The 11,600-nt window shown below is 35.9% G+C and carries 9 protein-coding genes; 8 read left to right on the top strand and 1 reads right to left on the bottom strand.

What is annotated here, in order from left to right:
* The first annotated feature begins 138 nt into the window (after window positions 1–138).
* The 7 genes from MXE27_RS03990 to MXE27_RS03960 all read left to right on the top strand — a co-directional run bounded on the left by MXE27_RS03990 (window position 139) and on the right by MXE27_RS03960 (window position 9,684).
* Window positions 139–2,517 (top strand): OB-fold nucleic acid binding domain-containing protein, encoded by a 2,379-nt coding sequence (locus MXE27_RS03990; RefSeq protein ID WP_248611113.1) that lies wholly within the window; start codon window positions 139–141, stop codon window positions 2,515–2,517.
* A 59-nt stretch (window positions 2,518–2,576) separates the two neighbouring features.
* Entirely contained in the window at window positions 2,577–3,512 is a 936-nt protein-coding gene (radA, locus tag MXE27_RS03985; protein ID WP_248611112.1) for a DNA repair and recombination protein RadA, read from the top strand.
* 100 nt (window positions 3,513–3,612) lie between these two features.
* Window positions 3,613–4,521 carry an AEC family transporter gene (locus MXE27_RS03980; protein WP_248611111.1) on the top strand — a complete coding sequence of 303 codons (909 nt, stop codon included), beginning with the start codon at window positions 3,613–3,615 and terminating at the stop codon, window positions 4,519–4,521.
* A 431-nt stretch (window positions 4,522–4,952) separates the two neighbouring features.
* A complete protein-coding gene (locus MXE27_RS03975) occupies window positions 4,953–6,932 on the top strand; it encodes a CoB--CoM heterodisulfide reductase iron-sulfur subunit A family protein (RefSeq protein ID WP_248611110.1) in 1,980 nt (659 codons plus the stop codon).
* Between the two features lie 221 nt (window positions 6,933–7,153).
* Complete coding sequence (glyA, locus tag MXE27_RS03970) at window positions 7,154–8,422, top strand: serine hydroxymethyltransferase (RefSeq protein ID WP_248611109.1); 1,269 nt, start codon at window positions 7,154–7,156, stop codon at window positions 8,420–8,422.
* A 65-nt stretch (window positions 8,423–8,487) separates the two neighbouring features.
* Window positions 8,488–9,180, top strand: a complete 693-nt coding sequence (locus MXE27_RS03965) for a dihydromethanopterin reductase (acceptor) (RefSeq protein WP_248611108.1) — start codon at window positions 8,488–8,490, stop codon at window positions 9,178–9,180.
* Window positions 9,181–9,291: 111 nt separating this feature from the next.
* Window positions 9,292–9,684 (top strand): HEAT repeat domain-containing protein, encoded by a 393-nt coding sequence (locus MXE27_RS03960; RefSeq protein ID WP_248611107.1) that lies wholly within the window; start codon window positions 9,292–9,294, stop codon window positions 9,682–9,684.
* A gap of 9 nt (window positions 9,685–9,693) precedes the next feature.
* Here the strand turns inward: MXE27_RS03960 and MXE27_RS03955 are convergent, their stop codons facing one another.
* Window positions 9,694–10,050 (bottom strand): DUF192 domain-containing protein, encoded by a 357-nt coding sequence (locus tag MXE27_RS03955; RefSeq protein ID WP_248611106.1) that lies wholly within the window; start codon window positions 10,048–10,050, stop codon window positions 9,694–9,696.
* Window positions 10,051–10,220: 170 nt separating this feature from the next.
* On the opposite strand from MXE27_RS03955, the gene MXE27_RS03950 reads away from it, so the two are divergent.
* The gene (locus MXE27_RS03950) at window positions 10,221–11,429 is read left to right on the top strand and encodes a methionine adenosyltransferase (RefSeq protein WP_248611105.1); all 1,209 of its coding nucleotides are present in this window, start codon (window positions 10,221–10,223) and stop codon (window positions 11,427–11,429) included.
* The last annotated feature ends 171 nt before the right edge of the window (window positions 11,430–11,600 follow it).

Here is an 11,600-nt window from a genome sequence, read left to right as displayed (position 1 = left end):
TTTTAATTATATTAATACAATATTACTTAGTGAATATAATGATATTACGGAATTTGAAAATTAGTTCTCAAAGGCTCTCACATATAGTATATTATATGGTGAATAATATCATTATACAGAGATAGTGAGGGAGTTTAAATGAATGAGGAAATAATGCAGGAATATCAGAAGGTAAAGGATAAAATTTCTGAAGAGGAATTCCTGGAAAAAATGAATGAAATGAAGAAAGATTATGAAGATGTAAGCTTCATGAATGATATTGATATAGCTCGAATGATTGTAGGGCAACATGTTACTGAAAAAAACACTCCGTTGTCTCAGAAAAAGGAGCACAGCATGGATAAGATTTCCAAAATGGAAGAAGGTGCTGATAAACTTAAGATTATTGGAAGAGTAATGAGAATTTCTAATCCAAAAAAATTCACCAGCCGCAAGGGCAAAGATGGTAAAGTAGCGAATTTAGTTTTGGCTGATGAAACAGAGGAAGTTCGAATTGTTTTTTGGACTGAAAATATTAAATTACTCAAAAAAATCAAAGAAGGGGATGTAATAGAGATTGATGGGGGCGATGTTAAAGAGGGATATAGGGGACGTAAAGAAATACATCTAAAACCTCGATCAACTATCGAAGTACTGGATGAAGATACCGATAATGCTTTTCCAGATTATAAAGAAGAAATAACTCCTATTGGTTCTATTGAAGAAGATCAGGAAGTAAATATAATAGCCCGTATCGTAAGGGTTCCACGGATAAGGACATTTGATAAAGACGGTAAAGACGGCAAAGTAGCTTCTTTAGAAATTAAAGATGAAACCGGTCAAGTTTCTTATACTTTATGGAATCGAGATACAGAATTAATAGCGGACCTTGATTTAAATGAAGGAGATGCAATAAAAGTACTTGGTGCACAAAGTAAATTGAGAAACGGTGAAATTTCACTTACCCATCCATTTGTTGGAAGAATAATCAAAGGAGATTATGATGTCCCGGATATTGAAGAAAAGGTTTTTAAAATTGGAGATGCCCATGAAGAAAAAGATGTAACTGTCATGGGGCTGGTGACAAAAGTTCAGGATGCCATAACATTTGAACGATCTGATGGAAGTTCTGGTTCAGTAAGATCAATTGAAATCGCTGATGATACTGGTTCTATCCGTGTTACTCTATGGAATGATGATACTACTCTTGAAATAAACAAGGGAGACATCGTTAAAATTCTTGGAGGAAACATTGAATTCGACGAATATGCTGCCAGCGGGTACCGGATTAACACAACCTGGAATACTCGTATCATGATTAATCCCGAATCAGATGGAAATTTATTAGAAGTGCTTCAAGAATATAAAAAACACCTTGAGCCTGTTAAAATAGGCACAATTAGTGACATGGAAGACGAAGGGGAAGAAATAGATGTTGTAGGTCGTGTAGTATCCATAAATGATCCTCGGGAATTCCAGAGAGAAGATGGCACTGTTGGGCTGGTGCGTTCGGCCGATTTAGCAGATGAAAGTGGGGTTGTAAGAATCTCTTTGTGGGATGAAAAAGCACATACTAATATCCAAATTGGAGAACCAGTACGTATAGAAAATGCACGCACTAAATTAGGATTATACAGTGTTGATTTGAGTGTAGGAAAAACTTCACGGATAATGGATCCTAACGAAGAAGATATGAAAGATCTTCCAAGCTTTGAAGAGTTAGAAGAAATGATTTTCACCACCAAAAAGATTGATGAGTTGGAAGAAGACGATCGTAATGTACGTATCATTGGTAGGATAATTGATATATACGATCCTAATGAATTCCAGAGAGATGATGGAAGCAGGGGATTGGTGCGCTCTTTAGAATTGGGAGATGATACCGGGGCTATGAGGGCTTCTCTATGGGATGAAAAAGCTGAAATACCTTTAAATATAGGTGATGCGATACGTATTGAAAATCCCCGGGTAACTTTCCGTAATGATAATTTAGAATTAAGTGTAGGTCGAAATACTCAACTTGGTCCAGCAAAAGATAAAGATTTAGATGCTTTACCTACATTTAAAGAATTAGAAGATATGATATTCCAATCCCGTAAAATTGAGGAATTAGATGAAGATGATAGAAATATAAAAGTTTCTGGAGATCTTACAGATGCTTTTGGCGGCCGAATTTTATCTTACAGATGCCCTAATTGTAATAATAGATTAGAATCCATTGAAGAAGAATATATATGTGATTTCTGCGGTGAAACAGCTGAAGAACCTCGTTATTTATTAATGTTACCTGCTAGATTAGCTGATGATACTGGAGAAATAAGAGTTACTTTCTTTGGAAAGCAAGCTGAACAATTATTGGGTATGACTACTCCTGAAGTGGCAGACATTATTGCTAAAAGTGCTGATGAGGGCGCTTTAGAAGATAAAGTAGAAGACTTAAATGGAGTACATATTACAGTCATTGGAGATGCTAAATTCGATGAATATAATGAAGAATTAAGATTAAATCCTAAGAAAATCATTGAAGTTGAATTATAATCAGGATATTCTGGATTAACATATTTAACATAAATATAATTAGTTAAAGGGAGATTAAAATGGTGGAACTTGAAGACTTGCCTAATGTTGGAGAAAAAACTGCTCAAAAACTTCGCGATGCTGGTTTCGCAGACATGATGCGGTTGGCCACGGCCACTGCAAAAGAATTATCTGTTAAAGCGGAGATTGGTGAAGGTGTAGCAGAAAAAGTTATTGAAGCTGCCCGGAAGGCTGAACAAATTGATTTTGAAACAGCTTTCGATGTAATGGAGAGACGAAAAGATGTCGGTCGAATCACCACAGGTAGCACAGCTTTGAACGAACTAATTGGTGGGGGAATAGAAACTCAATCTATAACTGAAGTTTTCGGTGAATTTGGATCTGGTAAAAGTCAGTTATCACATGAATTGGCCATAACTGTTCAATTACCTTTTGAAAAAGGAGGATTAGAAGCTGAATGTGTTTTTATTGATACTGAAAATACTTTCCGTCCTGAAAGAATCGAACAGATTGCTAATGGGTTTGAATTAGATATGGAAGAAGTTTTACAGAAAATACATATTGCACGTGCTTTTAATTCCAGTCATCAAATATTAATGGCTGAAAAAGTCAATGAACTCATTCAAGGCGGCCGAAATATTAGGTTGGTAATAGTGGATTCTTTAACCGCTCACTTTAGAGCTGAATATGTGGGAAGAGAAGCCCTTGCTTCTAGACAACAAAAATTGAATCAACATTTACACACTCTGCAAAATATTGCAAATACCTACAATACTGCCGTTTTTGTAACTAATCAGGTTCAGGCCCGTCCAGATGCATTCTTTGGAAGTCCTACAAAAGCTATTGGTGGCCACGTACTGGGACACGCAGCTACTTACAGGGTATGGCTGAAAAAAGGATTGGCTGGTAAAAGAATAGCCCGTTTAGTGGACAGCCCTCATTTACCTGAAGGTGAATCAGTATTTAAGATTACTACAGAGGGTATTGTGGATTAATAAATCATAATACTCTATTTTATTTTTTTTTCATAGGATCATTAAGCATTTTTATATATTAATCACATATCTTATTTTACTTGATTATTAAGGGTCTGAAATGAACTTAAATTCTATTGAAACTGTACTTGCTATTATTTTAATGGTTATATTAGGTTATATTCTGCGCAGAATTAATCTTTTAAAAACAGAAGATGCGCATGCTCTAAATAAAATCGTGGTAAATGTAGCTATCCCTTCTTTGATATTTCTTTCAGTGTATAGTATGAATACTTCTGATTTGCCGGGATTAACATTTATTCCACTTATATGTATTTTAGTGGCATTAATCACAGGATCTATTGCTTATTTATGGACAAGCATGAAAGGCTATTCTCCCCAGAAAAAATGGGGTATCATACTACCCACGGCCATGTTAAATTCTGGATTTATGGGCTATCCATTTTCAATGGGATTATTTGGATCAGAAGGATTATTAAGGGCAGTATTTTATGATATGGGTTCTGTTTTAGTTTTTATTATCTTAGGAATTGTATTGATTTTAATTTTCGGAGGAAAACTCAAAGACATATTGAGAAGATTTTTGATGTTTCCTCCACTATGGGCTATTATTTTAGGGTTAGGATCTAATTATTTGCATTTTCCCCTAGGTTTTGTGGTGGAGGATGTATTGTATTATTTATCTGGGGCAGCTATTCCCTTGATTATGATTTCTCTGGGACTATCTATTGAATTTAGGGGAATAAAAGAAAATTTTCAAGATGCCACATTTGTAAGTATAACAAGATTACTAATTTCTCCTTTAATGGCCCTTGTAGTTGTGTCTATTATTGGGTTAGGAGGCTTAGAAAAAACTGTTACTATCTTAGAATCTGCTATGCCTTCAGCTATGTTATCTATGGTTTTGGCAATTAGTTATGATCTTGATTTTAAAACAACGGCGTCATGCATTTTTTTGTCTACACTACTGAGTATGGTTACATTACCGCTGATATTAGCTTTACTCTGATATACTTTTTTTTAATAAATTCGGTGTTATTGGTTAGATAATCAGAATTTAATTCTATTTATACAATTTTTTTTTAAAAAAATTCCATTTCTCTGTTTTTTTTATTTAATTAATAATTATTTAGATATTTGTTTTATCCCTAATTTTGATAAGTATGTTTAATTTATTCATAATTTTTTTATTAGATTAAGATGCAGAGTAATCTATTTAAACTAATTTGGAGTTATTAGAAATTAAAATTTATTCTAAAGTGATATAATTTATTTATTTGGCTAAAAAACTAGTATTAGTTAGCTATGATTCTAATTTTTGTTTTAATATATATACTTTACTCAAAAATATGGATAGAAACCTTTATTTATTGTTGTGATACACCTAACATCATCTAAATTAATCAAGATTAGATATCTTCAACTTGTACAGGTGATCTAATGGCAGAAGAAAAGAAAGAAGAAACCATGGAAGAACCAAAAGTTGGTGTTTACGTATGTCACTGTGGTATAAACATCGGTGGTGTGGTGGATATACCAGCAGTAGCAGAATACGCTAAAACTTTACCAAATGTGGTTCTTGCTAACGAATACAAATACTATTGTTCTGACCCAGGACAAATGGAAATTCAAAAAGACATTAAAGAAAAAGGATTAAACCGAGTAGTAGTAGCTGCTTGTTCTCCTAGACTTCACGAACCGACCTTTAGAAGAGCTGTTTCAGAAGCTGGATTAAATCCATTCTTGTTTGAATTCGCAAACTTAAGAGAACACGACTCATGGGTTCACATGGGTGAACCTGAAGCTGCAACTGAAAAAGCTAAAGATTTAGTTCGAATGGCTGTTGCAAAAGCAAGATTATTAGAACCTCTAGAATCCTCAGTTGTAAGTGTGGATAACAAAGCTATGGTTATTGGTGGTGGAGTAGCCGGTATTCAATCCGCTCTTGACTTAGCTGACATGGGATTCAAAACCTATATGGTGGAAAAACAACCTACCATTGGTGGAAGAATGGGACAACTGGATAAAACCTTCCCAACTCTCGATTGTTCCATGTGTATCCTAGCACCTAAAATGGTGGATGTAGGTAAGCACGAAAACATCGAGCTCATGACTTACTCTGAAGTTAAAGAAGTTCACGGTTACATTGGTAACTTTACAGTTAAAGTAGAGAAAAAACCAAGATACATAGACGAAGAACTATGTGTCGGTTGCGGTTCCTGTGTAGAAGTATGCCCAATTGAAATGCCTAACTACTTCGACGAAGGTATTGGTATGGTAAAAGCTGCATACATTCCATTCCCACAAGCAGTACCACTATGTGCTACAATCGATAAAGATTACTGTATCGAATGTATGCTCTGTGATCAAATCTGTGAAAGAGGAGCAGTTAAACACGACCAAGAACCAGAAGAAATCGAATTGGAATTAGGTACCATTATTGTAGCAACTGGTTACGACCCATACGACCCAACCGAAAAACTCGAGTACGGTTACGGTAGCCACACCAATGTGATTACTGGTATGGAACTGGAAAGACAGATCAATGCATCTGGACCTACTGAAGGTAAAGTAATTAAACCATCAGACGGACAAAAACCAAAAAGTGTGGCATTCATCCACTGTGTTGGTTCCAGAGATGACCAAATTGGTAAACCATACTGTTCCCGTGTGTGCTGTATGTACGCCATGAAAAACGCTCAGTTAATCAAGGACAAAATGCCTGATACTGATGTTGCTCTTTACTACATGGATATCCGTGCATTCGGTAAAGGATTCGAAGAGTTCTACAAACGATCTCAAGAAAAATATGGTATCAAGTTCATCAGAGGACGGCCTGCTGAAGTAATCGAAAATGATGATCTTACCCTTACTGTTAGGGGAGAAGACACTTTACTCGGTAAAGTAACTGAGTTAGATTATGATATGGTTGTTTTAGGCGTAGGACTAGTCCCACCAGAAGGTGCTGAGGAATTAAGACAGACCATAGGTCTATCTAAATCCGCTGACGGATTCTTAATGGAAGCTCACCCTAAGCTAAGGCCTGTTGACACTTTAACTGACGGTGTTTACTTAGCTGGTGTATCTCAAGGACCTAAAGATATTCCTGATGCTGTAGCTCAAGCATCTGGTGCTGCTGCAAGGGCAGCTATCCCTATGGTTAAAGGTGAAGTGGAAATTGAACCTATTATTGCTGTAACTGACATGGATGTCTGCGGTGGATGTGAAGTTTGTATAGAACTATGTCCATATGGTGCAGTAACCATGGAAGAGGAACAAGCACAAGTCAATGTAGCTCTATGTAAAGGATGCGGTACCTGTGTAGGTGCATGCCCATCTGGAGCTATGGATCAGCAGCACTTCAAGACAGACCAAATTATGGCTCAGATTGAAGCTGCAATGAATGAACCATCAAAATAAGTGAGAGATTTTAATCTCCACTAAATATTCTTTTTTTTAAATTCAAGATTATCTTTCAACTAACTTATTTTAACTGAATACCCGATTTTTTTCAATTTTTCATAAAAAATTAAAATATTTTAAGATATTTTTAGTAAAATATGAATATTTATATTCTACAATTCATATCTTCTAAATGCATTCTATAATTTAATTATCTAGTTTACGGATGACTGATATAAATGTCTGAAAACCAAAATTACGCTCAACAAATAAAAGATATCACAAAAGAGCATACAAAATGGATGAAAAATAGTATAAATCTTATTGCCAGCGAAAACATAACCAGCGCTCGGGTTAAAGAAGCCATGGCAACTGACCTTTCGCACCGCTATGCCGAAGGACAATCTGGTGAACGGTTGTATGAAGGTTGTAGATACATAGATAGTATTGAAGATATAACTGTAGAACTATCAAAAAAATTATTCAATGCGGAACATGCTAATGTACAACCAACTTCGGGTGTAGTAGCTAACCTTGCCGGATTTTTTGCTTTCACTAAGCCAGGTGACTCTATAATGGCTATGGAAGTACCTTATGGTGGACATATTTCTCACGCTAATGTGAGTGCAGCAGGTATCAGAGGATTAAAAGTCTATACTCATCCATTTGACTTTGAATCCATGAATATTGATGCAGAAGCAATGAAAAAACAAATATTGGAAGTAAAACCCAAAATAGTTCTCTTAGGAGGTAGCTTATTCTTATTCCCGCATCCTGTAGAAGCTGCTCGTGAAGCTGCAGACGAAATCGGTGCTAAAGTTATGTATGATGGGGCACATGTTTTAGGATTAATTGCAGGAGGCTACTTCCAGGATCCATTAAAAGAGGGTGCAGATATGATGGCAGGTAGTACTCATAAAACATATCCGGGACCTCAAGGGGGCATAATCCTCTGCAAAGAAGAAATAAAGAATGAGATTGATGAAGCAGTATTCCCTGGTGTGGTAAGTAACCATCACTTGCACCATATGGCCGGGCTTGGTATCGCCACCGCAGAAATGCTTGAATTTGGTGCAGAATATGCTTCACAAACAATTAAAAATGCTCAGGCTCTGGCTCAGGCTCTTCATGAGTTAGGATTCAAGGTACTTTGCGAAGACTTAGGATTTACTGAGTCTCACCAGGTAGTAATGGAAGTTTCAGACATAGGAAGGGCTTCTGAGCTATCTAAACGATTAGAAAGCAACAATGTCATCTTAAATAAAAATTTACTTCCTTGGGATGATGTAAACAGATCTGATGATCCATCGGGTATCCGGGTAGGTACTCAGGAGATTACCAGGCGTGGTATGAAAGAAGCACAGATGATTGAAGTAGCAGAATTCGTTAAAAAGGTGGCAATTGAAAATAAAAATGTCAAAGAAGAAGTCACGGAATTCATGAATCAGTACACTAAAGTACACTATGCTTTTGAAGAAGACGAGGCATATAAATTCCTGGAAATTTAATTATTTCACTTTATTTTTAATTTTTTGAGATATTTGTTTTAAATATATATTAACTGGGGTAAAAAATGCGTATTGCTTGGGCTTTTACTGGTGCTGGACACTTGCTATTGGAAAGTGTGGAAGAATTAGAAAAAATGGCTAAAAAACATGAAATCACAGTCATGCTTTCACGGGCATCTGAAGAAGTACTCAAAATGTATGGGTTATATGAACGGGTGGCAAATGTTACTGGGGGATATTACCGGGAAATGGCCTTAGAGAGTGATCAAGAATTCAGTTTTCCCATAACTGGGCGTCTTTCCATGGGCAGATATGATCTTTTAATTGTCTCTCCCACTACCTCAAATACTATTGCTAAAATTGTGAATGGTATTGCTGATACTTTGGTTACCAATGCAGTGGCTCAAGCAGGGAAAGGTAAGATTAAAACATTAATAGTTCCGGTTGATATGGAAGTAGGGGATATAGAAACAGTTTTACCTTCGAAATTAGAACTTGAATCGTGTGAAAACTGCGAACCATGTCAAGCTGCAGCTGCTTGCCCACAAGATGCCATTATTCCTGGAACAGAAATTAAACTTCTTAAATGTATAGGTTGTGGGAACTGTCAGGGCGCTTGTCCTTTTAATGCGGTTTCAGAGGGTAAAATAATAACCATACGCATGAGAGAACTTGATGTGGAAAATACTCACAAACTGGTGCATCTAGAAGGAGTGTCTATTATAAAGCATCCTGAAGATATAAAATCTCATAATTGAATAATTTCTTAATTTTAATCTTAACTGAAAACTTTTTTTTCTAAATTTATATCCCTAATGAAAGCAAGATTAATATCACTGTTGGAATAGATATTATACGGGGGAATATCAATGCCCGAAGAAATGAGTCAAATCGAATATCTAATTAAAGAATTGGAAACTGGAAATTGGGAAAGGAGAGTGGATGCTGCTGAACTAATTGCAGAGATAGGGGATCCTGATTCAGTACAAAATTTGATTAATGCATTAAACGATGAAGATTATCATGTTCGAGAGGCGGTTGCTCTGGCGTTGGGTACATTTGAAGATTCAAATGCAGTAGAACCCCTTATAAAATGCCTATCTGATGAAGTGTCAGGGGTTCGATATGCTGCTGCTTTAAGTTTATCCATGATTGGAGATGAAAGAGCACTAAACCCTCTGGAAAAAGCCACAAAAGATGAAAATGAAGTAGTGCAAACGGTATCCCGCTTAGCTATTTCCGAAATAAAAAAGAAAATGTAATTTTTATTACTATTCAAATTCTATAAAATCTCCAATTTCTGTTTGAGAAGAAACAAGTGATCCTTTTTTTAACTCAACCACGAATCTAGCAGGTGCTCTTGGGGTGTAAGTGGCCCAGGGATCTAAAGTAACTATATCAACAATTTTTTTATTTTCATCAGCAAAAATCAAATCCAGGGGTATTCTCATAAAAAACATGTGGATGGCTGAACCTTTTTTTCCACGTCCCTTTGGGATCTTAAGAACTAATCCTGATGGTAATTCTTTTTTTAACATGAGTCCTCTAAATCTTGAAAAAAAGCTATCTGCAAATTCTACGGATCCTAAATTAGTGTTTTTAGTTTTGTTAATCAATATTTTTTCCATTACAACACCAGACTAATTATTTTTATAGATTAAATAAGTGGAATTAAAACCTACACATTTATTTATATTATCAGTTCAAAATGATATCTACTATAAATGCTAATTATAAATATCCATTGAAATAATTTTGACGCACCTTATTCATGGAAGTATAATTGGAGGTATTTTTTATGAGGAACATTATTGTTGAAAAGCTTAACCAGACACCTATTGAGAAACAGGACATAGAAATCGTAGAAAGAAAAGGTATAGGTCACCCTGACAGTATCAGTGATGGAATCGCAGAATCAGTAAGCAGAGCTTTATGCAATGCCTACCTGGAAAGATTTGGGACTATAATGCACCATAATACTGATGAAGTGCAAATTACTGCTGGTGAGTCTAACCCGGCATTCGGTGGCGGAGAAATCATAAAACCTATGGATATTCTTCTTACTGGGAGGGGAATAGCAGAAGTAGATGGTGAAAAAATCGGACTGGATCGAATTGCCATTTCAGCTGCTAAAGAATTCTTAAAAGATAATATAATCAACTTAGATGTGGAAACCTGTGCTGTTGTGGAATGTAAGATTGGGCATGGTTCTGGGGACCTAACGGATGTATTTGCAAGAACTGGAGCCGCACCACTATCTAATGATACTTCATTTGGTGTGGGATTTGCACCATTTTCTGAAACCGAAACTATTGTAAATGAAGCAGAAAACCTTTTGAACTCCCGGGCATTTAAAAACAAATATCCTGCAGTTGGAGAAGATATAAAAGTCATGGGACTGCGTGAAGGAGACGATGTTACTCTTACAGTTGCTTCAGCTATGGTGGATAAATATGTAGATGACCTTGATATGTATCTGGATGTCAAACACAGCGTTCGAGACGAAGTAATGAAACTTGCTTCCAAACACACCTCCAGAAACCTTGAGGTATTTGTAAATACTGCTGATAGGTGTGAAGACGATGGACAACCATCAGTATATCTAACAGTAACCGGTACCTCTGCAGAAATGGGAGATGATGGGTCTGTAGGACGAGGAAACAGAGCTAATGGATTAATTACTCCAAACAGGCCAATGTCTATGGAAGCAACCTCTGGTAAAAATCCAATCAACCACGTAGGTAAAATATACAATTTATTATCTAATCAAATGGCTGCAGATATTGTAGAAAGTGTTGAAGGTGTTGACCAGGTCCATATCATGATATTAAGCCAAATTGGAAAACCTATTGACCAACCAAAAGCTGCCACATCTCAAATCATCCTCCAAGATGGATTCAAAATGGATGAAGTACAGCAAAAAGTGGAAAAAGTTATGGACACATGGCTCGCAGACACATCAAACATTACCGACATGTTAGTTAAAGGTAAACTACGAACTTTCTAAGTGATTAGGTATAATTAAATATAAGATTCTACCTCCGACTGATCATTTTATGATGGTTACTTTTAATCTGGAGGAAGGGTTTTACTTTCTATTTTTTTAGTTTTTTAAGGAATTCTATTTTCTATCGAAATTTTTCTTATTTTGGAATTATTTTATATAATCGCAACTATA

The sequence above is a fragment of the Methanobacterium alcaliphilum genome (genome assembly GCF_023227715.1).
GTDB classification, from domain to species: domain Archaea; phylum Methanobacteriota; class Methanobacteria; order Methanobacteriales; family Methanobacteriaceae; genus Methanobacterium_E; species Methanobacterium_E alcaliphilum.
Note: the sequence above shows the minus strand (reverse complement) of the source record. Positions and strands in the feature narration are given on the sequence as shown.

Excerpts from the sequence above, each read along its gene's own strand:
- MXE27_RS03990 (WP_248611113.1), top strand. The coding sequence starts at position 139 with ATGAATGAGGAAATAATGCAGGAATATCAGAAGGTAAAGGATAAAATT.
- radA (WP_248611112.1), top strand. The coding sequence starts at position 2,577 with ATGGTGGAACTTGAAGACTTGCCTAATGTTGGAGAAAAAACTGCTCAA.
- MXE27_RS03980 (WP_248611111.1), top strand. The coding sequence starts at position 3,613 with ATGAACTTAAATTCTATTGAAACTGTACTTGCTATTATTTTAATGGTT.
- MXE27_RS03975 (WP_248611110.1), top strand. The coding sequence starts at position 4,953 with ATGGCAGAAGAAAAGAAAGAAGAAACCATGGAAGAACCAAAAGTTGGT.
- glyA (WP_248611109.1), top strand. The coding sequence starts at position 7,154 with ATGTCTGAAAACCAAAATTACGCTCAACAAATAAAAGATATCACAAAA.
- MXE27_RS03965 (WP_248611108.1), top strand. The coding sequence starts at position 8,488 with ATGCGTATTGCTTGGGCTTTTACTGGTGCTGGACACTTGCTATTGGAA.
- MXE27_RS03960 (WP_248611107.1), top strand. The coding sequence starts at position 9,292 with ATGCCCGAAGAAATGAGTCAAATCGAATATCTAATTAAAGAATTGGAA.
- MXE27_RS03955 (WP_248611106.1), bottom strand. The coding sequence starts at position 10,050 with ATGGAAAAAATATTGATTAACAAAACTAAAAACACTAATTTAGGATCC.
- MXE27_RS03950 (WP_248611105.1), top strand. The coding sequence starts at position 10,221 with ATGAGGAACATTATTGTTGAAAAGCTTAACCAGACACCTATTGAGAAA.